The following is a 22224-nucleotide window of genomic DNA, read 5'->3' as shown; positions in this document are numbered from 1 at the left end:
CCGGGCGTCACCGGCCGGCCCCGGACGGCGCGGTGCCGGGGCGGGCCGCCGGGTTGTCCACAGGCCGGCGGCGCACCGGCCGGCGGTTGTCCACAGGGTCCCCTGGCCAGGCCGACGGGCCAGTAATCTCAAGGTTCATGGAGCAAAGGCACCTCGGCCGTACGGGCCTGCGCGTGTCCCGTCTCGGCCTCGGCACACTGACCTGGGCCCGGGACACCGACGAGCACGACGCCGCCGAACAGCTCAAGGCGTTCTGGGAGGCCGGCGGCACCCTCGTGGACACGGCGGACGTGTACGCGGACGGCGGCGCCGAGTACCTCCTCGGCCGCCTCTGCGAGCAGCTGGTGCCGCGCCGGGACCTGGTGATCGCGACGAAGGCGGGCAGCGTCCTGGCCGCGGACCGCCGCGTCGACGGCTCCCGCCGCCACCTGCTGGACGCGCTCGACGCCTCGCTGGAACGTCTCGGCACGGACTACGTCGACCTGTGGCAGCTGCACGCCTTCGACCCGCACACCCCGCTGGAGGAGACCCTTCAGGCGCTCGACATCGCGGTGGCCACCGGCCGCGCGCGCTATGTGGGCGTCTCGAACTTCTCCGGCTGGCAGCTGGCCAAGGCGGCGACCTGGCAGCTGTCCGCGCCGACCATACGGACGCGCCTGGCCGGCACCCAGATGGAGTACTCCCTCCTCCAGCGCGGCATCGAGCGGGAGCTGCTGCCCGCGGCGCGCGACCTGGGCGTCGGCCTGCTGCCCTCGTCGCCGCTGGGGCGCGGGGTGCTCACCGGCAAGTACCGCCACGCCACCCCGGCCGACTCCCGCGGCGCCTCGGAACAGCTCGCGCCGTTCGTCGCCCCGTATCTGGACGACACCGCGAGCCGGATCGTCGAAGCGGTCACCACGGCCGCCGACGGCCTCGCCGTCACCGCGCTGCAAGTGGCTCTCGCATGGGTGCGCGACCGCCCCGGAGTCGCCGCCCCGGTCGTCGGCGCACGCACGGCGCAGCAGCTCAGAGCGGCATTGTCAGTGGAGACCCTTAGTCTTCCTGACGAGATCTGCCGGGCCCTGGACGACATCTCGGCCCCGGTGCACCACTACCCCGACCACGACTGGAGCACGCTGTGAGTACCGACCGCCTCTCCGACGAGGCCGCGCCCGAGCCCACCGCGCCCGGCCCGGAGACCACCGAGGGGGAGACCGCCACGGCGGGCGCTTCCGGGGCGGGGGGTCAGGGGGCTCCTGGGGTGGATGCTCCCGGGGCGGATGTCCCTGGGGCAGCCGGTGCGGGCGGTCCGGAGACGGGTGCGGGCGGTGCGGACCCGGGTGCGGCCGGGGCTGGGGCCGGTTCGGGCGGCGCGGGTGCTGCCGGTGGGGCCAGTGCCGCCGGGCAGGGTGGTGTGCCGACCGCCGCGGCGCTGGCGGCGGCGGTGCGGGCCGTGGAGAGCGGTGAGCGGTCGGCGGACTCGTTCTTCACCGCGCGCTCTCCTCGGGCGGGCGGTACGGGCGCGGCAGCGGGGGCCCGTAAGAACGGCGGCGTTCCGGCTCCGGCGGCCGGTTCCCAGGAACGTGCCGGTCAGGGTGGGCCGGCGGGCGGGCCGGCGGGCTCCGCGCCGGAAAGCGCGGCCCGGCCCGCCCAGAGCGATGCCCGAACCAGCGCTCCCAGCAGCCCCCAGAACGGTCCCCAAGCCCACACCCACCCGGCCCCGAACGGCGACGGCCCGAACCGCCCCGCCCCCGCCGAGCACGCCGCCCCGCACCCGGCCACGACGGCCGACCTGGCCCCCGGGCTCGACGGCGTACGGCAGGTGCTGACGGCGGGCGGCGCCCCCGAGGCGCTGGCCGGGAAGATCGCCGAAACGCTCGGCGAGCGCGCGGCGGAGGCGCTGCGCGAGGACCCCTGGCAGCTGCTCTCCGTGCCGGGCGTCCGCCCCGAGCAGGCCGACGGCTTCGCGCGGGCGCTGCTCGGCCCGGCCTGCGGACCGGACGACGAGCGGCGCGCGCAGGCCCTGGTCGGCTGGCTGCTGGAGCAGGCGGCCCTGGCCGGGCACTCCGCGCTGGAGGCGTCCGCGCTGCGCGCAGCGCTCGCCCAGCGCTCCGTACCGGACCCGGACGAGGCGCTGCAAACGGCCATCGCCGAGGGCGCCGTGCTGGTCTTCCAGGACGCCATCGAGACCCCCGGGGCGCGTCCGGCGGCGGACGACGAGGACGAGGAGCAGCCGGTCCGCATCCTGCTCGGGCTCGACCGGTTCGCCATGGCCGAGGAGAGCGTCGCGGACGGCCTGGCCCGGCTGCTCAACACCTTCGAGGAGCCTTCCGACGCGGACGGTGCCGCCTCCGAAGGCGATGAAGGGACCGCAGACGACGAGGGCGACGCCGGAGCCGACGAAGACGGCGGTGACCGGCCCGACGCCGACGCACCGGAGCCCGACACCGGCGCGCCGCAGCCGGACACCGACTCCCCCGTACGGCCCGTACGGCAGCCGGGCCCGGCCCGGTGGGAGGCCGCCGCGACGGCCGCCCCTTCCCCCTCCGCCGCCGAACTGATCCGCGCCGCGGCCCGCAGCGGCCTGGTCGCGCACACCGGTGCCGAGGCCGCCCGCGCCGAGCCCGCCGCGCTGATCGCCGCGGCCCGCGCCCTCGGTCTGCGCGCCTGCGGCGCCACCCACACGGCCGACGGCCGCGCCCGGCTGTCCCGGCAGATCGCCGAGGCCACCGAGGCGTTCGCGGACCTGGCCGCGGCGCCGGGCGCCCCCGAGGACGCCGCCAAGGCCGCCGTCACGCTCTCCGGGCTGCTGGCCGGCCGCGAAGGGCCCGGCCGGGACGCGGACGGCGCCCTCGCGCTCGACGTCCTGGTCGTGCTGGACGCGCCCCAGCTCGACCTGGAAACCGCCGCGATGCTCGTCGAGTCGCTGACCGACGGCACCCGGCTGGTCCTCAGCGGCGACCCCGGCGTGCTGTGGTCGGCGGGTCCCGGACGGCTGTTCGCCGATGTGCTCGCCGCCCGCTGCTGCCCCCAGGTCGCCTCCCGCACCCCCGACTTCGGCCCGGTCGGCGAGCTGGTCTCCGGCATCGGCATCGGCGAGCTGAACCAGGTCGAGGCGCCCGGCAAGGAGGTGGTGATCGTCCCGGCCCGCGACCCGGGCGAGGCGGTGCACCGTACGGTGCAGCTCGTCGCCGACTCGGTGCCCCGCGCGATCGGCGTCCCCGCCGAGCAGACCCAGGTCATCACCGTCGGCCACGGCGGCGCCGCGGGCACCCGCGCGCTGAACGCGGCCCTCAAGGAGCGGCTGAACCCCGGCCCCGGCCGGTTCGGCGGCTTCGACCCGGGCGACCGCGTGGCCTACTCCCCCGTCCCCGGCCGCACCGTCCCCGGGACGGTCACCGGCGCCGACGCGGCCGGTCTGCACCTGGAGTGCGCCGGTGCCCCCGTGGTCGTCCCGCGCGAGCGGGTCGGCGCCGACACGGTCCGGCACGGCTGGGCGATCACCGCCCACCAGGCGGTCGGGACCCGCTGGCCGGCCGCCGTGGTGGTCCTGCCGGGCGACGCCGCCCAGGGCCTCACCCGCGCCTGGGTCTACACGGCTTTCGGCCGCGCCGAGCGCCACCTGTCGGTCGTGCAGGGCGTGGACCAGGCGCTGCCGCGCGCGGTCGCCGAGATCCCGGCGAAGGAGCGCACCACCCGCCTGCGGACGCTGCTCCAGCTGCACACCGTCCAGGCCACGGCGGACGCCCTGGCCGGCTGATCACCCGGCAGGGGCCGGGCGGCGCGCCCGTACGGGACCGGTCGACACCCGCCCCCGTACGGGGCCGGGCGGCGCTTCCGTACGAAGCCGGGCGGCGCCTCCCCACGGAGACGCGCCGCCCGGCCCCGCCGTCACAGCCCGAGCTACGTCACCGTCCGCCCCGGCCGCACCGGATCCGACCAAAGACCACCCGGGAATCGGCCGAAGACCGCCCCCGGCCTCCCGGCACTCGGCGAGCGCGCGGCCGGTCCCTGGGGAGGCCCGCCCCTCACCTTTCCCCGTCGAGCCGCTCCAGCACATCGTCGTCGTCCGCGTCGGTTTCCAGGTCCTCGTCGAAGACGGAGCTGACGTCGAAGCGGCACACCACCCGCTGCGGGTCGGTCTGGTCGAACGGTGCGGAGAGCCATTCCCCGGGCTCGGGCATCTCGTCGGCGGCGACCACCCACAGCGTGGAGTCGCCCTCCTCCAGACCGAACTCCTTGTGCCGGGTGGCGATCTCGTCCGGTTCGAACTCCCCGAAGAGCACACCCAGCGCCGCGTGCACACTGCTGCCGACCACGCCGGCCACCGATCCCGTACCGCCGTTGACCGCCCTGGCCTCGGCCGCGGCGTCGGCGGCCGATTCGGGGTCGAGGTCGGCGATCCGCTGGGCCTGCGACAGCAGCCGCTGCGGTTCGGCCACCGCGTAGTCCCGCCGGATCAGCACGCTCAGCGCGCTGGGTTCCTCCGGCCCCGCGTAGGCGGGCAGCGTGTCGTTGCCGGGGATCTCGAAGGGAGTGACCTCGTCATAGGTGTCGTACAGCAGCTCGTCGTACGCCTCAGCCGCCGCGGCGAGTTCGTCGAACGCGGCGTAGACGGCGGGGTCGTCCTGGCCCGAGCGGTGTTCGACCGCGTCGAGGTGACGGTCCAGCGCGGCTTTGACCGCCTCGGCGGCGGCACGTACCTCGGCAGCGGAAGGCTGCGCAGCATCAGACATAGTGCAGACGCTATCCGTACCGGGGCCGGTCCCGCACAATAGATGCGATGCCGGAATACGAATTCTGCGATGTGTATGTGCCGCGAGGGGTCTCCCGCAAGGCCGCCACACGCCTGCTGACCGACCATGCCGAGTACGGACACTGGGAGTTGGACCGCCTGCGCCTCAATCCCGACGGCAGCCGCCGGGTGCGGCTGCGCCGCCGGATCATCCGCCAGATCCGCGCGACCTGGTGAGCGGCCACGGCCGCCGCGGCACACGCCGTTCGAGGTGACCGCCGCCTCCGCGGCCCCCACCCGGACACGGCGGAGCGGGCCCCGCCGACGCGGGGCCCGCTCCGCCGTACCGGTCCGACGCCGGGGCCGGGCCGGTGGAGGACCGACCGCCACACAGCGCGCCGGTGGCCGGTCCTGCAAGTGCCGTACGCGAGCGGGTCCGTAGGGCCCGCCCGCCGGCCCCTTCAGCCGCGTGCGGAACGCGCGCGGCGGTAGAGCACCGCACCGCCGATCAGCAGGCCCGCGCTCGCGGGCAGCGCGAGGCCGAGCGCACCCGCGCCGGTCTGGGCGAGGTTCCCCTCCTCCTCGCCCGCCGCCTTGTCCCGCTTGGGCGGGGTGACGATCTGCGTATGCGGAGCGGACTCCTCCAGCTGGGCGCGCGGCCCCCGTTCCTGTACGGCGCCCGCCGTGTCCGTCGTGTGCGGCGCCTGCCGTTCCGCCGGGGTCGCCGGTTCGCCCGCGCGGTCATCGGCCGGGGCGGCGGGGCCGCCCGGCTGACGCGGGCCGTCGCCGGACGGCCGCGGGTCCCGCGGGCCCGGGCGATGCGGCGCCTGGTGGTCGGTGCCGGTTCCGGTGCCGTCGCCGGTGCTGCTGCCGTCGGCGGCGCAGCCGTTGGCGTTGACGGGGTTGCCGAGTCCGACGACGTTGACGGAATTCCCGCAGGCGTTGACCGGCGCGTGGACCGGCGCCTGTACGTGGTTGCCCGAGGCGACGCCCGGCGAGCCCTGCGCCGAGCCCTGCGCGCCGGCACCGCCCTGGCCGCTGCCGCCGTGACGCCGGTCGCCGTGCGCGCCGCCATGGGAACCGCCGACGCTGCCGCACCCGTTTCCCATGGCGGGATTCAGCAGTCCGACGACGTTCGCGGAATTGCCGCAGGCTTGCACCGGAATGTCCACGGGGAGTTGGCCGGCATTTCCTGCCAACACCCCCGGGGAATGCGCCGCATTCCCCTGCGCACCGGCATCCGCGTGCGCGTAGCCGCTCGCGACGGCCAGTACGCCGCTCGCTGCCGCCATCGTGATCAGGCCCTTTTTCCCGACCTGTCGCATAGGTTCGCTCTCCCCTGCCATTGACCTGCCGAATGACCCGCGGAACGCCGGGCGTCCGCGCGCCGGAACAACCGTCGGCTCCGGAGTGCATGGCGCGCACTCCGGAGCCGACCGGGATTACAGCCTTACGGGTTCAGGCACCGCGTCAGTCGTTGACGCAGGTGTTGCCAAAGGCAGGGTTCAGCAGCCCGATGATGTCAATCGTGTTGCCGCACAGGTTGATCGGCACGTGGATCGGGATCTGGACGGCGTTGCCCGAAATGACGCCCGGGGAGTTCAGGGCGGCGCCCTGCGTCCCCGCGTCGGCGACGGCGATGCCCGCGCCGGCGAGCACCAGACCACCGGTGGCAGCCGCGGCGGCGACGACCTTCTTGATCATTATTCCTCCTTGTTGGCAATGCGGTCCCAGCCGCGGACCGCACCCTCTGCAACGAGGAGAAGGTGATGAAGCTACGAGCCTATGACGGCATTCACTCGTTCCGGCTAAATACGCACGCCTGGGCGATTGCCCGGACTGCGTGCGAGGCCGGGCGGGGGAAGTCCCGTGCGCCGGCACGGGAATTCACCTCAGCTCTGCTCGATGAACCGGTCGAGCACGCGCGTCCCGAACTTCAGTCCGTCCACCGGTACCCGCTCGTCCACGCCGTGGAACATTCCGGCGAAGTCCAGCTCCGGCGGCAGCCGCAGCGGCGCGAAACCGAAGCACCGGATTCCGAGGTCGTCGAACGACTTCGCGTCCGTACCGCCGGAGAGCATGTACGGAACGGCCCGCGCGATCGGGTCCTCGGCCTTCAGTGCCGACTGCATGGCGGCCACCAGGGGGCCGTCGAAACCGGTTTCCAGTGCCTTGTCGGCATGAATGTCCTCGCGCTTGACCCGCGGGCCGAGAATTCGGTCCAGATCGGCGAGGAATTCCTCCTCGTGGCCGGGCAGGAACCGGCCGTCGACGGCCGCGGTCGCCTGGCCCGGGATGACATTGACCTTGTAACCGGCGCCCAGTTGGGTCGGCGCCGCGGTGTTCTGCAGCGTGGCACCGATGATCTTGGCGATGCCGCCCAGCTTGGCGAGGGTCTCCTCCATGTCCTCCGGGTCCAGCTCGGTGCCCAGGGCGTCCGACAGCTCGTCCAGGAAGGACCGTACGGTCTTGGTCACCCGCACCGGGAACTTGTGCCGCCCGAGCCGGCCGACCGCCTCGCACAGCTCGGTGATCGCGTTGTCGCTGTTGGTCATCGAGCCGTGACCGGCGGTGCCGTCCACGGTGAGCCGCATCCAGTGCATGCCCTTCTGGGCCGTCTCGATCAGGTACAGCCGCAGGTTCTCGTTGACGGTGAAGGAGAAGCCGCCGACCTCGCCGATGGCCTCCGTCACCCCCTCGAAGATCCCGGGGTGCTTGTCGACGAGGTGGCGGGCGCCGTAGACGCCGCCGGCCTCCTCGTCGGCGAGGAAGGCCAGCACGATGTCGCGCGGCGGCTTGCGGCCGGAGCGCAGCCGGTCGCGGACGACCGCGAGCGTCATCGCGTCCATGTCCTTCATGTCGACCGCGCCGCGGCCCCACACACACCCGTCCGCGATCTCCCCGGAGAAGGGGTGGTGGGTCCAGTCCGCCGCGTTGGCGGGCACCACGTCGGTGTGGCCGTGGATGAGCAGCGCGGGCCGCGACGGGTCCGCGCCCTCGATGCGGGCCACGGTGGAGGCGCGGCCCTTGTGCGACTCGATGATCTGCGGCTCCAGCCCGACCTCGGCGAGCTTCTCCGCCACGTACTCGGCGGCGGCCCGCTCACCCGGCCCGGAGTGGTCGCCGTAGTTGCTCGTATCGATCCTGATCAGGTCCCGGCACAGGTCGACGACCTCGTCCTCGCCGGTGACCGTACGGGCCGGCTGCGACTCGCTCACACTGCCTCCTCATGGTTCACGGCCGCGCCGTCCTCCCGAAGGGGGCCCGGACCGCGGCGGGGGTCCTCCGCCATCCTCCCCCTCGGCGGCGCTGCGCCCAAGGCCGCAATACTCCCGACATCCGCTGGTCACGGGCGCGCCCCTGGCGCCGCCCGCCCGTGATCGACCACCCCTGAACGTTTGCTATTGTTTTCCATGTCGGAACGGCCGAGGGCCGGACCGGCAGACACCTGGTCCGGGTGGCGGAATGGCAGACGCGCTAGCTTGAGGTGCTAGTGCCCTTTATCGGGCGTGGGGGTTCAAGTCCCCCCTCGGACACCAGCCAGAAGACCCCAGTTCACCTGGGGTCTTCCGCGTTTTCCGGCCCGGCCCCGGCTTGTTCCCCGAACGTGACCGAGATCGCCGTTGGGCGCCCGGTCCGCTCGCTAGCCTTCGCGCATGGGTGTTCACGTCGTCATAGGTTTCGGCCCCGCCGGGGCGGCCACGGCTCGGCTGCTGGTCGAAAAGGGGCGTTCTGTAAGGGTCGTCACGCGGTCGGGCAGGCCCGACGAGCCGGGGATCGAGCAGGTAGCGCTGGACGCGGCGGTTCCGGAGCGGCTGGCGGAGGCCGCGCGGGATGCGACCGCGCTCTACAACTGCGCCTCGCCGCCGTACCACCACTGGGCGCGTGACTGGCCGCCGCTCGCCGCGTCGGTGAACCACGCGGCCGAGCAGACCGGCGCGGTCCTCGTCCTGCTGAGCAATCTGTACGGGTACGGACCGGTCCGGGGTGAGCTGACCGAGGACCTGCCGCTGGCCGCGACGGGGACCAAGGGCCGGATCCGGGCCGACATCTGGGAGCAGGCGCTGAGCCTGCACGAAAAGGGCCGTATCCGGGTCGCCGAGGTGCGCGCGTCGGACTTCTTCGGTCCGGGTGTGACCGATGGCGGTCATCTGGCCTCCCGGGTCGTCCCGCGCCTTCTGGAGGGCAAGCCGGTTTCCGTCCTCGGCGATCCGGACGCGCCGCACAGCTGGACCTACCTCCCCGACGTGGCGAGGACGCTGATCGAGGTCGCGGAACGGGAGAGCGCCTGGGGCCGGGCCTGGCACGTGCCGACCGTGCCGCCGCTGTCCGTGCGGGAGATGACCGGCAGGCTCGCGGGACAGGCGCGGGTGCGGCCGGTTCCGGTACGGCGGCTGCCGTCGGCGGTGCTGCGCGTGGCATCGCTCGTATCGCCGCTGCTGCGGGAGCTCCAGGAGGTCCGCTACCAGTTCGACCGGCCGTTCGTGGTGGACTCGTCCGCGTACCGCGAGGCGTTCGGCGCGGACGCGACACCGCTCGACCATCAGCTCGCGGCGACGGTGGACTGGTGGCGGGCGCGCCTGGCCCGCGCATGAGCCGGCCATGTTCCGTAAGAAAGACGGAGAAGGGGGGAGAAAGAGTGGCTGGGCGGACAACTGCGTACACACGCAAGGACCGCACGCCGGAATCGTACGTTCTGCGGCTCATCGCGCCGGCGCCGTGCGACCGTGGCGACCGGCCGCCGCCGCGACGAGCTCTCCCTCATGCGGACACCCCCGTCGTCCGCGTGAGTGGACATGGAAACCACTCTGTTCATCTCTGCTAACGCGATCCCGACGTTAAGTGCAAGCCAGGGCCCTGTCAACTAGGATGAGTTGGCACTCCGAGGCAGCTCACCCCGGCGCATGAGAAGGAGCCCCGATGTCGTCACTGGCCGGGAAGGTCGACAAACTGTTCACCACGATCCGCGCGAACGGCCGCGAGTACACCTACGAGGAAGTCGCGCGCGGATGCAGTGAGTTGAGCGGCGGTACGTTCTCCAAGACGTACGTCTGGCAGCTGCGCACCGGCCAGCGCACCAACCCCACCAAGCGCCACCTGGAGGCCCTCGCGGCGTTCTTCCGGGTGCCGGTGGCGTACTTCTTCGACGACGACACCGCCGACCGGGTCGACTCCCAGCTCGCCCTCGCCTCGGCGATGGGCAACGCCGAGGTCCGTGACATCGCGCTGCGCGCCATGAGCATGGACGACTCCGGCCGCAAGTCCCTGGCCCGCATCATCCGCGAGGTCAGCAAGATGCACGCCACCACGGCCGCGGCGCGCGGCCGGCAGCCGAACGAGCCGGCCGACAGCGAGGAGTAGTGCTCCGGATGCCTTTCCCCTGGCGTGGCCGCCACGGCAGAGGGTCTTCTTCCGGGATGAAGGCCCTGCGCCGGCAGTGCCGGGAAAAGCTGGCTTCGTACGGGCTCCCGCCCGCCTACGACCTTCCGCTGCTGTGCGACCACCTGGCCCGGGTGCGGGACCGGGAGATCCAGCTCGTGGCCATGCCGATGGGCACCTCGGGACCGTGCGGACTGTGGCTGTCCTTCCCGGGCACGGACTACGTCGTCTACGAGGCGCACACCAGCCGGCACCACCAGGAGCACATCATCGCCCACGAACTGGCCCATATGATCTGCGGCCACCACGGCGTGGGCGTGCCCGGCGAGGACCACGGGACCCAGCTCTTTCCGGACCTCGACCCCTCCCTCGTACAGGACCTGCTGTACCGCGAGAACTACTCGGACGCCCAGGAACAGGAAGCCGAGGTCATGGCCTTTCTCCTCGGGGAGCGGCTGCGGGCCGGAACCCGCCGCGGGGGCGCGGACGCGCCGGACCCCAACAGCGTGCTGGGCCGTATCCACGGGTCGCTGAACTGGCGCCGCGAGGACGGTTCATGACCGGCATCACCCACATCCGTTACCCGATCGCCGCGCTCGCCTGCTGGATCGCGTTCGCCTACACCCTCGTACCCCTGCTGCGCGGGCAGCGCCGCAACGCCGGTCTGATCGCGCTGTGCGCCTCGTTCGGGTGCCAGGGCATGTACCTGTCCATGTCCACGCCGGTCCGCTGGACGGGCACCCTGTTCGGCACCATCACCTGGTACAACGTCTCGGTCCAGCTGTGGATCATCGCCGTGCTGGCCTGTCAGCAGATCCTCCTCATCCACTGGATACACCCGCGGGCCGAGGCACGCGTGCGGGCCCGGCGGCGGCTGCTGCTCCTCTCGGCGGTGCCGGTGACGATGGTGGTGCTGTTCTTCCTGGCGACCCTCCAGGGGCCGCCCCGCAACGTCTTCACCCACCCCGGCGACCAGCCGTTCTTCGTCGCCTACCAGGCCGCGTACCTCACCGCGTTCGTGGTCGGCAAGGTCCTGGTGGCCCGCGCCTGCTGGCACTTCGCCAAGCTCACCGACCACCGCTGGGTGCGCCGCGGGCTGCGCATCGCGGCGGTCGGCGCCGTCGTCGAGCTGGTCTACCCGGCCGGGCGGTACGCCGACGTCTTCCTCGCGCAGTACGGCTGGAACCCGATGCGCTGGTCCGATGTGTCCCGTACGACGCTGACCATCGGCATGGTCCTGAACATCGTCGGCTGGACCGCCCCGCTGTGGGGGCCGCGGGTCTCCGCCGCCCGCAGCTGGCTGGCCGACTACCGCAGTTACCGGCTGCTGCGCCCGCTGTGGCAGGCGCTGCACCAGGCGCATCCGGAGATCTCCCTGCCGTCCAGCACCGGCAGCGATCTGTCGGCCCTGTACGACCTGCGTTTCCACCTCCACCGCCGGGTGATCGAGATCCGGGACGGCTGTCTGGCGCTGCGCGGGCACCACGGTGATCCGGGCGCGGTGCTGATGCCGGGGCTGGGGGCCGCGGCGGAGCGGCACGCGGAGGTAGAGGCGGCGCACATCGCGGCGGCGCTGGCGGCCGGGCCGCGGCCGCCGGGGCCCGAGGACGATCCGGGCGGCGCGGAGGGGCCGTCGGGCCCGGACGGGGTGCCGCCGCCCACCGCGGCGGGCGGTCCGGACTTCTCCGCCGACGTGGCGTGGCTGGTCGAGGTGTCCCGCGCGTTCGCCCGGGTCCGGCCCGCGGTGGCACGGGCCGGGCAGTGACCGTACGCGTACGGGCCGGGTGATCGCCGTACGGCCGTCCCCGGCCCCATCCGCCCGCTATCCCGCGAACGCCACCCCCGGGAGCCCCTGGCCCACCCCGGGCACCACGAACAGATTGCCCGCCTCCGGCTCGGCGTCGCCCAGGTCGCGGCGGGCCGAGGTGACGTAGAGGTCGGTCAGGTCGGGGCCGCCGAAGCCGCAGGCGGTGGTCAGCGAGGCGGGGAAGGTGATCTCGCGGTCCAGCCGGCCGTCCGGGGCGTAGCGGCGGACCGCTCCCCCGCGGAAGAGCGCCACCCACACGCCGCCGTCGGTATCGGCGCACATGCCGTCCGGCACGCCGTCGGTGCCGGTGACCTCGGCGAACACCCGGCGGTTGGCGGCCTTGCCGGTGTCGAGGTCGTAGTCGAAGACGTCGATGCGGCGGGTCGGGGTGTCGACGTAGTACATACGGGTCGCGTCCGGGCTCCAGGTGATGCCGTTGCTGAGCCGTACGCCGGTGGCCGCGGTGTGCGTCGTGCCGTCGGCGTCGACGCGCGCCAGCCAGCCGGGCGCGGTCTCCCCCGCGATGGTGCCCACCCACAGACGGCCGCGGCCGTCGATGCTCGCGTCGTTGCCGCGTACGCCCTGCTCCGGCCACTCGGTCAGCCAGCGGCGGGTGCCGTCCTGCCCGATGACCGCGACGCCGTCGCGCAGGCTCAGGACGAGGCCGCCGTCCGCCCGGGGCAGCGCCGCCGCCACCGGCTGGTCGACCTCGGTGACGGTGTCGGCGCCGTCGGCGGGGCGGTAGCGGTGGATCCCGCCGTTGTTCATGTCCACCCACAGCAGCGTGCCGTCGGCGGCGTCCCAGGCCGGGCATTCGGCAAAGTGCGCCCGTACGGCCAGGGCGACTTCAACACTCACGGTGCACATTCTCCTCGGGAACGGGGATCACGGGCCGGGTGCCGCTCCCGGGACCGGCCCGGGAGCGGCCCGGTTCATCCGGACAGTACGGGGCCGAGCGCGTCCATCAGCACCGCCGTGCCGTCCCCGTCGAGCACGTCGACGACCGGCAGGCCCAGGGAGCGCAGGCTGTCGACATTCTCCCGGCCGCGGGTGGCGACGGCGACGACCGGGGCGCCGCCCAGCTCCTCCACGATGCGGATCTCGCTGCGCGGGTCGTGCACGGGCAGGTGCTCCCAGTGGTAGCGCCGGGAGCGGCGCGGGTCGTGCACGAAGACCACGGCGTCGGGCTGCGAGCCCTGGAGGATCGCGGTGGCCAGGCCGCCGAAGGCCGGGTGCAGCACGGACGCCTGGCCCTTGATGATCAGCAGGTCGTGCCGGGGGTCGGCGCGCTGCACCAGGTGCTCGACGAGTCCGGCCGCCTGGAAGACGGGCGTACGGTCGATGATCGCGCCTTCCGTGCAGCCGGCCAGCAGGCAGGTCTGTCCGGTGCCGACGTATCCGGAGTCGATACCGCGCGCCTGTGCCTCCCGGTGCAATTGGAGGGCGACGGTCCGCTTTCCCACGACACAGTCGCTGCCCGCCACGTGCACCAGTTTGGCGCGGGACCGCTGGAGACGGCCGGAATACTTTGGCAACTCGTCGTACGGGCGGCGGACATCGACCAGCTGCTGGCCCTCCGCCGTCTTATCGGCGAATTCCGTGTGGCGCAGCTGGAGGTGGAGGCAGGAAATGACGTGCAGGCCGTTGCGCACGGCGGTGGCGATCTGCTCCCACCAGAATTCCGGGAGGTCCCCGGGCTGCCGCGGCGCGTGCTTCACCTCGCCGTCCACCACCTCGACGTGGTCGGACTCGGTCATCGCGATGACCAGCGCTTCCGGCTGGAAACGCAGGGCCTCCTCCAGGGAGGAGACGACCGGGACGTCGGTGCCGGGCACCACGGAAGCGGTGCTGCCGGAGGTGTGCAGGCGGTCGACGACCGCCACCGCTTCGAGAACGGTGCTGTGCCGCAGCACGCCCTGTGCCGTCTTGCCTTCGAGAAGGCCGAAAACTCCGTCGGCGAAGAGCACGGAACGAAGCGGAAGCCGCGGAAACCCGGAAAGGACCATACCGGAACCCTACCCACCGGAACTTCCGCGTGGAACGCCGAAGGTGACCTCGACGAAAGCGGGTTGGTCTCCGGACAAAGACGAAGAGGCCGCCCGGCCGCCCGCTTTCCGGCGCGGTGTTCCGCATACCCGTAACGGCCCGTCACCTCACCGGCCCGCGAAGCGCCGCCTCCCCGGCGAAGGTCTTGGACTCCATCAGGAATTCGGCCAGGGCCCCGTCGTGCGGCAGTCCCGGGCGGGACCAGTGGGTGGGCACGGAGCCCCAGTGGGTGTTGCGGATCAGCGGGCTCGCCACGCACTCGCGTACGAGGTCGGCGTCCTCGCTCAGCACCGTGAGGGCCAGGGTCCGGCCGAACGCGGCGGGGCGCAGCTCCGGTTCCCAGGGCGCCACGGCCGCGTACGGGAAGGGCAGTTCGACGCCGAACCGCGGGTCCTGCGCGCTGTCGAGCGGGACCACGACCGGCCGCAGGACGGCGCTGCCGTCGCCCAGGTCGGCGAGGAACCGTTCGGCGGGGTCCGCGTCCGGTCCCGCCGGGCGTGGGCCGACCGTCTCGTGCAACTGCTCCGCGAGGCGCCGTGCCTCGTCCAGCGGCCGTACGGGCAGGGCCGCGTCGGGGTGGTCCGGCGGCAGCAGCGGCAGGCGGGCGAGCCGTTCGGCCAGGGCGTGCGCGAGGCCCGGCGCGTCGTCCTCGCTCAGGACGGCGCTCGCGTTGAGGCACTGCACCCCGGCGTCGGCGGCGACCGAGTCGGCGACGGTGTCCAGGTGGGACCGCCAGGGCACGTCCCGGGTGATCAGGATCTTCGAACGGCCGGGGCCCTGCGCCAGCACCCGCCGGCTGCCGGCGTACCGGGCGACGACGGAGTCACCGCCGTAGACCAGACCGAGGTCGGCCCCGGCCACGAGGGCCTCCGCGTGCTCGTGGGTGGTCGGCAGCAGCGCCACGTACCCGGGCGCGAGACCGGCCTCCCGCAGGGCCCGGACGAGTCGCCGCGGGGTGAACGGGTCGCGTTGGGAGGGGCGTACGGCCACCCGGTATCCCAGGGCGAGGGCGCCCAGCCACTCCACATGGGTGGCCGGGTGGTTGCCGGGCGCCAGGACGCCGAGGACATCGCCCTTGCGCACCCACACTGCCGCCGCGCCGGCGCTCGTCCGCCCCGCGGCGGCCAGATCGCCGAAGGACAGGTCCTCGAACGGTACGGCCCCGGAGGGGCGCTGCGCGTTGAGGGTGTCCGCCGCGGCCCGCCCGGCCCGCGCCACGCGGTCCAGGGTGCGGCGGACGACGGAGGCGGGCAGCCCGGAGACCAGTGCCTGGCGGCGGCAGTACGTGTCGGGGGTCTCGCCGTCCAGGGTCGCCGTCGCGAACAGCTCCCCCGCCCGCGCGAGAGCAGCGAGGCGCTCGTCCGCGGCCTGGCCCGGCGCGGCGCGCATCTCTTTGATCACCTGGCGGATCAGCAGGGGCGGCGCGAGGGAGAGTTCGCCGACCGGGCGGCCGGTGACGTCGGTGAGGGTGGTGCGGTTGGCGGAGCGGTACGGTCCCGAGGGCCGCTCGACGCCGATGTCGCAGCCGGTGCCGTCCGCAGTGGCCGCCGCCTCGTCCGCCATCTCAGTATACCCCCTCGATGACCTTCGCGCCGCCGTCGGTGAAGGGCCGCACATCGGCCACGCCGTCGCCCGCGTAGCCCGCCACCGGCGCGACCCGGACCGCGATGTCCCGTTCGAGGACGTACGGCAGCAGCACCTCCGGGCTCAGCTGGCGCATGCACACCCGGCCGTGCTCGCCGTACGCCACCTCGCGCGACAGGTCGTCCGGGTCGAGCAGGGACAGGTGCACATACGGGTGGAAGGGCTGGAAGACGCACGCATGGGTGTCGCCCGGGACGGCGGGCCGCTGCGGTGCCCCGCCCATCATCGTGTTGCCGTACAGGCCGCCGAAGGCCGCGTCGGGGAAGACCTCCTCGGACAGCAGCCGGAGCGTCTCGGGGTCCATCGAGGTGCCGCCCCACATGATCCCGCGCACCTGGTCGCGGACGAGCCCCGCCAGGCGCGGGCGTTCGGCGATCGCCTCCAGGAGGGGCGGTGTCGCGTACAGCAGGGAGACGTGCTGCGAGGCGAGCACCCGCTCGGCCTGGTCGAGGAGGTGGTCGACGTAGTGCCGGGCGAGGTCGGTGTGGCCGTCCCGCAGGCACCGGCGCACCCAGCGCGGGTCGAAGTCGACCGGGAAGAACACCGCGCCGCGCAGCCGGGCGATGTCGCGCAGCACCTCGGCGACGACATGCGGCCCGGTGGGGCCGAGGAAGAGCAGATTGCCGTCGTGCGAGGGGAAACCGCGCTGGTCCAGGACCTCCGACCACCAGCGGGTGTTACGGGCCCACTGGCCGAGGTCGACGGTGCGCTTGGGAGCGCCGGTGGTGCCGCCGCTCTCCCAGACGACGGGCGGCCGGCCGAGGCCGCGCAGGCCGGCGGGCAGCAGATCCTCGACCGGTACGTCCCGCCACTCGTCGCTGACGTCGGGGAAGCGGTTCAGGTCGGCGACGGTGGTGATGTCCTTGCGCGGGTCGAAGGGCAGCGAGGCGGCGCGCTCCACCCAGAACCGGGAGCCGGTGGCGGGGTCGAAGTGCCACTCCATGGCCGCCGCCACGACGGCTTCGGCGGAGGGCAGTTCGTGCCAGGGCGTGCCGAGTACGGCGTCCACGTCGCGCATGCTGGGTCACCTTTCTGCTGGTTTGTACTGGCTTTGCGGCCGACCGCCGGGTGGTGGGCGACACTCGGCGAACCCAATCCACCGGATCATGGGATGTTTGTCGGCGCAATGCGGCCCCGGGCATTCCGGCTTGAAGCGCGCGGGGGCTGGCCGGAACCGTATCCCCGCTGCTGAACGCGCGGAATGCGGACCCACGGCGCCCGCCCCCATGTATTCCGCTTCCGCCGGGCGTTCACACCCGCGTACGGCACCGCCCCTTACGACGCCCCGGGCCGTACGCCCCCGAACCGTACGCCGCCCCGAGCCGTACGCCTCAGCCCCTCAGCCCTTCATCGCACGCAACGCGAACAGCAGCGGGATGCGCGGCTTCTCCGGCGGCAGCCGCCACCAGCCGTTCTCCGCCTGCTCCATCGCCTCGAAGCGCTTCCAGGGCAGCAGGTCCGTCTCGCGCAGCAGATCCACCGTCAGCCCCGCGCCGACCAGCGCGCCGACCGTCTCCCCGAGGCCGTGCCGCCACTCGTAACTGGTCGTCGCGCCCTCGACGGGCGGCCCGTCGGTGTACGTGTACGGCGTGTCGCTGCGGATGGCGCCCCGGCCCTCCAGGTAGTCGTGGGCGAGCACCAGTTGCTCGTCGCCGGGCGCGCGCCCCGGGTCCGGAGCGGGCCCCAGGGAGTTGAGCAGCGGATGGAACTCCACCACGTACAGCATGCCGCCCGGCCGCAGCAGCCCGGCGATCACCTGAGCCCACCGCGAGAGATCGGGCAGATAGCAGAGCGCGCCCTTACCCGTGTACACCACGTCGAAGCGGCGGCCCTCCAGGGCCTCGGCGGCCCGGTGCACATCGGCCTGGACGAACTCGATGTCCTGCCCGCTGTCCGCCGCCAGCCGCCGCGCCTGCTCCAGGGCCGCGCCGGAGAAGTCCAGGCCGACGGTGCGCGCGGCGCCCCGCTCGGCGAACGCCTGCGTCTCGGTGCCCAGATGGCACTGGAGGTGCAGGACGTCCCGGCCCGCCAGGGGCCCGAGGTCGTCCCACTCGAACGGGGCGAACCAGTCGTCGGCGGTACGCGTACCGTCCAGACCGTAGAAAGCGCTGGCCACGTGCACCGGAGTACGGGCGTCCCAGTTCGCCTGATTGGCGCGGATCATGGCATCGGTCGCCGGAGAATCCCCGGCCGCGGGGCCGGCCGCCGGCGCGCCGTTCCCGGGAAGAGCACTGTCCTGAGTAGTCACAGCGGCCTCCCTACCCGTCCGCGCCCGAACAGATGCCCAATACGGGGCGCTGTGGGTCAGGTACAGGGCGTCGCCGTGCGTCTCTCCCCCTGAGGAGGTGTGCGGTGTATCCACCGAAGAACTTCGACATCGGGTGGCCGGATCTCGCGTACGGGATGGCGGCCTGCGGGCGCGAGGGCGACGCGGACCGGTGGGCGGCGACTGTGGAACGGCGGTTCGCGGAGGGAGGGGCAGGTGCGACAGAGGGAGACGTACGGGCGCCAGAGGACGCCGCCCACCCAGCTGACGAAGGCAGCCCCTTCCCCGGTTGTCCCCACCCCTGCCTGACCACCCTCTCCGTACGCAGCGCGCTGGATCTGGCCCTGACCGCCGCCTCGCTGCCACGTGGCAGTGAGGTGCTGATGTCCGCCGTGACGATCCCCGACATGTGGCGCATCGTCACGGAACACGGTCTGGTGCCGGTACCGGTGGACCTCGACGCGGGCACCCTCCTGCCCACCGCCGAGCAGTGGGCGGCAGCCGCCACCGAGCGCACGCGCGCCGTCGTCGTCGCCCACCTCTTCGGTACGCAGGCCCCGCTGGGCCCGCTGGCGGAGCTGGCCGCCCAGCGCGGCTGGCTGCTGATCGAGGACTGCGCCCAGGCGTACAGCGGCCCGGGCTTCCGGGGCAGCCCGGACGCCGACGTGTCACTGTTCAGCTTCGGCCCGCTCAAGACCGCCACGGCGCTGGGCGGCGCGGTGGCCGTCGTACGGAAGCCGGACCTGCTGGCGGCGATGCGCGCGCTGCACCGCGAGTGGCCGGTGCAGGGGCGGGACGCGCAGGCCCGCCGGGTCGCCAAGTACGCCCTGCTCGCGCTGCTCACCACACGGCCGGTCTACACCGGCCTGGTCAGCGCCGCCGGCTTACTCGGACACGACACCGCAAGCGGCCTCCAGAACACGGTCGGCGCCTTCGCCGGTACGGATCTCATGCCGGCGATCCGGCAACGCCCCGGCCCCGCACTGCTGGACCTCCTGGACCGGCGGCTCAGCGCCCAGGACACCGCACGGGCGGTGGCCGAGCGGGCTGAGGTGGCACGACGCCTGGTGACCCGCCTGCCCGACCCGTCCCTGGTCTACGGCGCGGCCGCCCCCGTACACACGTACTGGCTCTGCGCCGTCCCCACCCCCGACCCCGACGCGACCACCGCCCGGCTACGCTCCGCGGGCTTCGACGCGGCACGCCCCACTTCCCTCGGCGCCGTCCCCGCCCCACCCGACCGCCCACAAGGCGCCCGAACCGCAGCCCACCTCATACGACACGCCGTCTGCCTCCCCCTGCGCCCCACCATGTCCGACCGAACCCTGGACCGCATGGCAGCCGTCCTGGACCCGGAGGACTGGGGCACGGGCCGATGACATGCCTCACCCCAGCCCATCACCCTCCCCGAACTTCCGCGCCCAGAACAACACATGCCCACCATCCCCCTCCGGCACAAACTCCTCCCCCTCCACGCAGAGCCCGGCCGCAGTGATCCACTCCCGGTAGGTCTCCATACCGGGATGGCTCCACCACATCGCGGCCCCCGCCCCGAGCCAGTCATCCTCGGTCCCGGTCCAGGCCCCGTGCCCGGCGACCACGAGCAGGGTGCCTCCGGGCCGCAGCCATCCGGCGATGCGGGACAGCAGAACCGGCTGCTCGGCGAGGGGCAGGTGGATCAGCATGTAGAGGCAGACGACGGCATCGAAGGAAGCGGCGGGAAACCCGATGTCCAGAGCATCGGCGCGCAGAAAGGTGCCACGCGGCACAAGCCCACGAGCCCGCCCGACCTGCACCTCACTCAGGTCCACCCCCGTAACGGCATGCCCGGCACCACTCAACGCCCGCGCAACAGGCACACCACACCCACACCCGAGATCAAGCACATCGGCCCCACCGGGCAACCGCCCCAACAGACCAGCAATCCAGGGCGCGTAAGCGCCGTCCTCGGCGTCATCGGCACGATAGGCATAGGAAACGACGTCATAGCCACGACGAACCAGGGCTTTGGGGGCTGGGGGCTCGGGGATGGGTGGCTCGGGGGCGGGGGTTTCAGGGTCGGGTGGGGGCGTCACGGTTCGGACGGTAGGGGGTGCGCGTGGGGCGGAGCGAACCGTTTCTGGGGCTGTGTGACGCCACCTTCGCGGTGGCACGCACATCCGCAACGGCGGGCCAACAACAGACCGTACGAGTGCGGAAGCGGCACGTCGCCCCCGGTCTGCCTGCACTCGCCGTGCAGGTCTTCGTATCCGCGCTGCTTCGCCAGCGTGCATTCGGCTGACAGCGTCTCCGTGCCCACGGTGGGCTCACTCATCGTCCCGCCGCCCGATGGCTGCGCATTTCCACGTTGATGTCCGAGATCCTGCTCAGATTCCCGCTCCGGCGCGCCGCCTCCCGCTCCCGGGCCAGCGCCCCGCACACGTCGCATTCCGCGACGGGCGCCGGTTCGGCGGCGGGCAGACCCACGTGAACGGGCTCCGTCATGGTCGTCCTGGCGTTCATGCCGCGACGCTAGGAGGGGCGCGGATCGTTCGGCTACGAACTTGCATGTGCTTGCATGCCAATTCGCCATGTTGCAGGCGCCGTTGACGCCGTCGGACCAGGTCGTCACGCTGATGCAAGCATGCGCAAGCACCTGACCACAGAAGATCAGGAGAGACCGCGATGGCCGTAGAGTTCATCGGGATCGACCCACACACCGACCGGGATCACTGCCCTACGGTGTGGGCTGACGCCGACGCGCAGGAGCTCCTCCTGCAAGGCTGGAAGCCGGACGCCGCGACGCAGACCGCCTGCGAATCGACCTCCCCGGCGCACGGGCCGGTGCCGGGCACCGAAGCCATCGTCCGGGTTCCGGCCCGGTTGATTCCGATGATCAGGGAGGCGTGTGATGTCATCGAGCGCGCCCGCGTTTGCTGACCTTCTCGCCGGCTGTGTCCACTCGGCCGTTCACCTGGAGCTGCGCGACACCTACGCTCCGACAGAACGCTTCGCAGCGTGGCGGCGCGGTGAGCGGATCGACTGGGACGACCGGGGCTCCTGGTGGGACCCCTATCTCCAGACGATCGCGGACGCGGTCGGCCGGGGCGTCGTCGTCCGCCGGGCGCGCATTGTCTCGGAACCTGTCTCCGAGTACATCCGCTGGGAGCACTACGTCACGCGAGAACTGATAGAGGCAGGGGAGAATGTCCGCTGGCTGCCTCGCCGCCGGACGACAGAACTCTCCCTGCCCGGCAACGACTACTGGCTCTTCGACGCCCGACTGGCCCGTGTGCATCACTTCGACGGCGACGGCGCCGTGATCGAGGACGAGTTCATCGACGACCCGGACCTGCTCAAACACCTCTCGGCCGCGTTCGAATCGGTCTGGGAGCGGGCCGTCCCGCACAGCCGCTTCGCCGTCTGACCGGCGCGGGCGCTCATGTCCACCCACCCGTCGTCCGGCGTCCAGCAGGCTCGCGAGGCGCTCGCCGCGCGGCTGGCGGACGTGCGGAAGGATGCCGGGCTGAGCAAGCGTGAGCTGGCCGTGCGCTGTGGCTGGCACGAATCGAAGAGCAGTCGCATCGAGAATGCGCGGACACCGCCGTCCGACGCCGATGTCCGCGCCTGGTGCGAGGCGTGCGGCGCGGCCGGACGGGCACCGGATCTGATCGCCGCCAACCGGGCGTCGTCGGAGATGTACGTCGAGTGGCGGCGTCTCCAGCGGACCGGTCTGCGCCGCCTTCAGGCGTCCGGTGCGCCCCTGTACCGGCGCACCCGGCGGTTCCGTGTCTACTGTTCGGACGTCGTCCCCGGTTTTCTCCAGACGCCGGGATACGCGGCGGCCCTGCTGGGGACGATCGCGGCCTTCCGGGAGACGCCGGATGACGTCAGCGACGCCGTGGACGCGCGGATGTGCCGTAACTCCGTGCTCCGCGAGGGCGATCACCGATTCGCGATGGTGCTGGAGGAATCCGTCCTGCGCCACCGGATGGGCGACGCCGACACCATGGCGGCCCAGCTCGGGCACCTGCTCTCCGCGATGGCGCTGCCGTCGGTCTCCCTGGGCGTGATTCCCTTCGCCGTCGAGCGGACCATCTGGCCGATGGCGACCTTCACCGTCTTCGACGACGCCCGGGTGCACGCCGATTCCCTCGACGCCGCCGCGACGCTCACGCAACCGAGCCAGGTCGGCCTGTACGTCCGCGCCTTCCAGCAGCTTTCCGGCAACGCGGTTTTCGGCGCTGCCGCGCGGGCCCTGGTCACACGGGCCCTCGCCGCTCTCGACGGCTAGATGAGTAGTTCCGATTTCCGGTCAGTGGTCGTAGGCGATCAGTGACCTGGTGACGGGGGCTGTGGCGGTGCGGTTGTGCCAGATGGCTGTGGTCA

The 22224-nt window shown here is 72.9% G+C and carries 22 protein-coding genes and 1 tRNA gene; 12 read left to right on the top strand and 11 right to left on the bottom strand.

The window, feature by feature from the left end; translation table 11 throughout:
* Positions 1 to 137 precede the first annotated feature (137 nt).
* Together ADK86_RS20290 and ADK86_RS20285 are read left to right on the top strand one after the other, a co-directional pair.
* Positions 138 to 1121 (top strand): aldo/keto reductase, encoded by a 984-nt coding sequence (locus ADK86_RS20290; protein ID WP_003986310.1) that lies wholly within the window; start codon positions 138 to 140, stop codon positions 1119 to 1121.
* Positions 1118 to 3739, top strand: coding sequence for a helix-hairpin-helix domain-containing protein (locus tag ADK86_RS20285; protein WP_053697828.1), 2622 nt, complete (start codon positions 1118 to 1120; stop codon positions 3737 to 3739). The genes ADK86_RS20290 and ADK86_RS20285 overlap by 4 nt, the downstream gene beginning before the upstream one ends.
* Positions 3740 to 4007: 268 nt before the next feature.
* Here the strand turns inward: ADK86_RS20285 and ADK86_RS20280 are convergent, their stop codons facing one another.
* A complete protein-coding gene (locus ADK86_RS20280) occupies positions 4008 to 4715 on the bottom strand; it encodes a hypothetical protein (RefSeq protein ID WP_053697827.1) in 708 nt (235 codons plus the stop codon).
* A gap of 47 nt (positions 4716 to 4762) precedes the next feature.
* On the opposite strand from ADK86_RS20280, the gene ADK86_RS20275 reads away from it, so the two are divergent.
* Positions 4763 to 4951, top strand: a complete 189-nt coding sequence (locus ADK86_RS20275) for a DUF5703 family protein (protein ID WP_003986762.1) — start codon at positions 4763 to 4765, stop codon at positions 4949 to 4951.
* Between the two features lie 224 nt (positions 4952 to 5175).
* Here the strand turns inward: ADK86_RS20275 and ADK86_RS20270 are convergent, their stop codons facing one another.
* The 3 genes from ADK86_RS20270 to ADK86_RS20260 all read right to left on the bottom strand — a co-directional run bounded on the left by ADK86_RS20270 (position 5176) and on the right by ADK86_RS20260 (position 7932).
* Complete coding sequence (locus tag ADK86_RS20270) at positions 5176 to 6039, bottom strand: chaplin (RefSeq protein WP_053697826.1); 864 nt, start codon at positions 6037 to 6039, stop codon at positions 5176 to 5178.
* Between the two features lie 145 nt (positions 6040 to 6184).
* Complete coding sequence (locus ADK86_RS20265) at positions 6185 to 6418, bottom strand: chaplin (protein WP_003986764.1); 234 nt, start codon at positions 6416 to 6418, stop codon at positions 6185 to 6187.
* Between the two features lie 188 nt (positions 6419 to 6606).
* Positions 6607 to 7932, bottom strand: coding sequence for a M20/M25/M40 family metallo-hydrolase (locus ADK86_RS20260; RefSeq protein WP_003986765.1), 1326 nt, complete (start codon positions 7930 to 7932; stop codon positions 6607 to 6609).
* 233 nt (positions 7933 to 8165) lie between these two features.
* On the opposite strand from ADK86_RS20260, the gene ADK86_RS20255 reads away from it, so the two are divergent.
* From ADK86_RS20255 to ADK86_RS20235, 5 genes are all read left to right on the top strand, one after another.
* Positions 8166 to 8253, top strand: a tRNA-Leu gene (locus tag ADK86_RS20255).
* A 117-nt stretch (positions 8254 to 8370) separates the two neighbouring features.
* Positions 8371 to 9309, top strand: a complete 939-nt coding sequence (locus ADK86_RS20250) for an NAD-dependent epimerase/dehydratase family protein (RefSeq protein WP_053697825.1) — start codon at positions 8371 to 8373, stop codon at positions 9307 to 9309.
* Between the two features lie 325 nt (positions 9310 to 9634).
* Positions 9635 to 10075, top strand: a complete 441-nt coding sequence (locus tag ADK86_RS20245; RefSeq protein WP_030596014.1) for a helix-turn-helix transcriptional regulator — start codon at positions 9635 to 9637, stop codon at positions 10073 to 10075.
* Between the two features lie 56 nt (positions 10076 to 10131).
* Positions 10132 to 10653 carry an ImmA/IrrE family metallo-endopeptidase gene (locus tag ADK86_RS20240; protein WP_031017769.1) on the top strand — a complete coding sequence of 174 codons (522 nt, stop codon included), beginning with the start codon at positions 10132 to 10134 and terminating at the stop codon, positions 10651 to 10653.
* Positions 10650 to 11858, top strand: coding sequence for an MAB_1171c family putative transporter (locus ADK86_RS20235; RefSeq protein ID WP_053697824.1), 1209 nt, complete (start codon positions 10650 to 10652; stop codon positions 11856 to 11858). Before ADK86_RS20240 ends, ADK86_RS20235 begins: the two co-directional genes overlap by 4 nt.
* 57 nt (positions 11859 to 11915) lie before the next feature.
* Here ADK86_RS20235 and ADK86_RS20230 read toward each other — a convergent pair whose 3' ends face one another.
* The 5 genes from ADK86_RS20230 to ADK86_RS20210 all read right to left on the bottom strand — a co-directional run bounded on the left by ADK86_RS20230 (position 11916) and on the right by ADK86_RS20210 (position 17754).
* Entirely contained in the window at positions 11916 to 12767 is an 852-nt protein-coding gene (locus tag ADK86_RS20230; RefSeq protein WP_053697823.1) for an SMP-30/gluconolactonase/LRE family protein, read from the bottom strand.
* A 65-nt stretch (positions 12768 to 12832) separates the two neighbouring features.
* Positions 12833 to 13867, bottom strand: a complete 1035-nt coding sequence (locus ADK86_RS20225) for a DUF1611 domain-containing protein (RefSeq protein ID WP_158710692.1) — start codon at positions 13865 to 13867, stop codon at positions 12833 to 12835.
* A 181-nt stretch (positions 13868 to 14048) separates the two neighbouring features.
* Positions 14049 to 15509: an aldehyde dehydrogenase family protein gene (locus ADK86_RS20220; RefSeq protein WP_107088517.1), complete on the bottom strand. Its 1461-nt coding sequence runs from the start codon at positions 15507 to 15509 to the stop codon at positions 14049 to 14051.
* Position 15510: 1 nt separating this feature from the next.
* Positions 15511 to 16608 carry a phenazine biosynthesis protein gene (locus ADK86_RS20215; protein ID WP_078952136.1) on the bottom strand — a complete coding sequence of 366 codons (1098 nt, stop codon included), beginning with the start codon at positions 16606 to 16608 and terminating at the stop codon, positions 15511 to 15513.
* A gap of 321 nt (positions 16609 to 16929) precedes the next feature.
* Entirely contained in the window at positions 16930 to 17754 is an 825-nt protein-coding gene (locus tag ADK86_RS20210; protein WP_053697822.1) for a class I SAM-dependent methyltransferase, read from the bottom strand.
* A 188-nt stretch (positions 17755 to 17942) separates the two neighbouring features.
* Here ADK86_RS20210 and ADK86_RS20205 point away from each other — a divergent pair, with 188 nt between their 5' ends.
* Positions 17943 to 19235, top strand: coding sequence for a DegT/DnrJ/EryC1/StrS family aminotransferase (locus ADK86_RS20205; protein WP_053697821.1), 1293 nt, complete (start codon positions 17943 to 17945; stop codon positions 19233 to 19235).
* 6 nt (positions 19236 to 19241) lie between these two features.
* Here the strand turns inward: ADK86_RS20205 and ADK86_RS20200 are convergent, their stop codons facing one another.
* Both ADK86_RS20200 and ADK86_RS20195 read right to left on the bottom strand, forming a co-directional pair.
* Complete coding sequence (locus ADK86_RS20200; protein ID WP_234345945.1) at positions 19242 to 19931, bottom strand: class I SAM-dependent methyltransferase; 690 nt, start codon at positions 19929 to 19931, stop codon at positions 19242 to 19244.
* A gap of 235 nt (positions 19932 to 20166) precedes the next feature.
* Positions 20167 to 20358: a hypothetical protein gene (locus tag ADK86_RS20195; protein WP_053697820.1), complete on the bottom strand. Its 192-nt coding sequence runs from the start codon at positions 20356 to 20358 to the stop codon at positions 20167 to 20169.
* 162 nt (positions 20359 to 20520) lie between these two features.
* On the opposite strand from ADK86_RS20195, the gene ADK86_RS20190 reads away from it, so the two are divergent.
* From ADK86_RS20190 to ADK86_RS20180, 3 genes are read left to right on the top strand one after another with little or no spacing between them, the layout of a single operon-like run.
* On the top strand, positions 20521 to 20775 hold the full coding sequence (locus tag ADK86_RS20190) for a hypothetical protein (RefSeq protein ID WP_053697819.1): 255 nt from the start codon (positions 20521 to 20523) through the stop codon (positions 20773 to 20775).
* Positions 20747 to 21262 carry a DUF6879 family protein gene (locus ADK86_RS20185; RefSeq protein ID WP_053697818.1) on the top strand — a complete coding sequence of 172 codons (516 nt, stop codon included), beginning with the start codon at positions 20747 to 20749 and terminating at the stop codon, positions 21260 to 21262. Before ADK86_RS20190 ends, ADK86_RS20185 begins: the two co-directional genes overlap by 29 nt.
* 15 nt (positions 21263 to 21277) lie before the next feature.
* Positions 21278 to 22129: a helix-turn-helix domain-containing protein gene (locus tag ADK86_RS20180; RefSeq protein WP_053697817.1), complete on the top strand. Its 852-nt coding sequence runs from the start codon at positions 21278 to 21280 to the stop codon at positions 22127 to 22129.
* Positions 22130 to 22224: the final 95 nt, after the last annotated feature.

Origin of the sequence: Streptomyces sp. NRRL F-5755, from assembly GCF_001279365.1 — a bacterium.
Taxonomy (GTDB): Bacteria; Actinomycetota; Actinomycetes; order Streptomycetales; family Streptomycetaceae; genus Streptomyces; species Streptomyces rimosus.
Note: the sequence above shows the minus strand (reverse complement) of the source record. Positions and strands in the feature narration are given on the sequence as shown.

Bases quoted from the DNA above. Each gene is read 5' to 3' on its own strand.
- ADK86_RS20290 (WP_003986310.1), top strand. From the start codon at position 138: ATGGAGCAAAGGCACCTCGGCCGTACGGGCCTGCGCGTGTCCCGTCTC.
- ADK86_RS20280 (WP_053697827.1), bottom strand. From the start codon at position 4,715: ATGTCTGATGCTGCGCAGCCTTCCGCTGCCGAGGTACGTGCCGCCGCC.
- ADK86_RS20275 (WP_003986762.1), top strand. From the start codon at position 4,763: ATGCCGGAATACGAATTCTGCGATGTGTATGTGCCGCGAGGGGTCTCC.
- ADK86_RS20270 (WP_053697826.1), bottom strand. From the start codon at position 6,039: ATGCGACAGGTCGGGAAAAAGGGCCTGATCACGATGGCGGCAGCGAGC.
- ADK86_RS20265 (WP_003986764.1), bottom strand. From the start codon at position 6,418: ATGATCAAGAAGGTCGTCGCCGCCGCGGCTGCCACCGGTGGTCTGGTG.
- ADK86_RS20250 (WP_053697825.1), top strand. From the start codon at position 8,371: ATGGGTGTTCACGTCGTCATAGGTTTCGGCCCCGCCGGGGCGGCCACG.
- ADK86_RS20245 (WP_030596014.1), top strand. From the start codon at position 9,635: ATGTCGTCACTGGCCGGGAAGGTCGACAAACTGTTCACCACGATCCGC.
- ADK86_RS20240 (WP_031017769.1), top strand. From the start codon at position 10,132: ATGAAGGCCCTGCGCCGGCAGTGCCGGGAAAAGCTGGCTTCGTACGGG.
- ADK86_RS20235 (WP_053697824.1), top strand. From the start codon at position 10,650: ATGACCGGCATCACCCACATCCGTTACCCGATCGCCGCGCTCGCCTGC.
- ADK86_RS20230 (WP_053697823.1), bottom strand. From the start codon at position 12,767: ATGTGCACCGTGAGTGTTGAAGTCGCCCTGGCCGTACGGGCGCACTTT.
- ADK86_RS20220 (WP_107088517.1), bottom strand. From the start codon at position 15,509: ATGGCGGACGAGGCGGCGGCCACTGCGGACGGCACCGGCTGCGACATC.
- ADK86_RS20215 (WP_078952136.1), bottom strand. From the start codon at position 16,608: ATGCGCGACGTGGACGCCGTACTCGGCACGCCCTGGCACGAACTGCCC.
- ADK86_RS20210 (WP_053697822.1), bottom strand. From the start codon at position 17,754: ATGATCCGCGCCAATCAGGCGAACTGGGACGCCCGTACTCCGGTGCAC.
- ADK86_RS20195 (WP_053697820.1), bottom strand. From the start codon at position 20,358: ATGAACGCCAGGACGACCATGACGGAGCCCGTTCACGTGGGTCTGCCC.
- ADK86_RS20190 (WP_053697819.1), top strand. From the start codon at position 20,521: ATGGCCGTAGAGTTCATCGGGATCGACCCACACACCGACCGGGATCAC.
- ADK86_RS20185 (WP_053697818.1), top strand. From the start codon at position 20,747: ATGTCATCGAGCGCGCCCGCGTTTGCTGACCTTCTCGCCGGCTGTGTC.
- ADK86_RS20180 (WP_053697817.1), top strand. From the start codon at position 21,278: ATGTCCACCCACCCGTCGTCCGGCGTCCAGCAGGCTCGCGAGGCGCTC.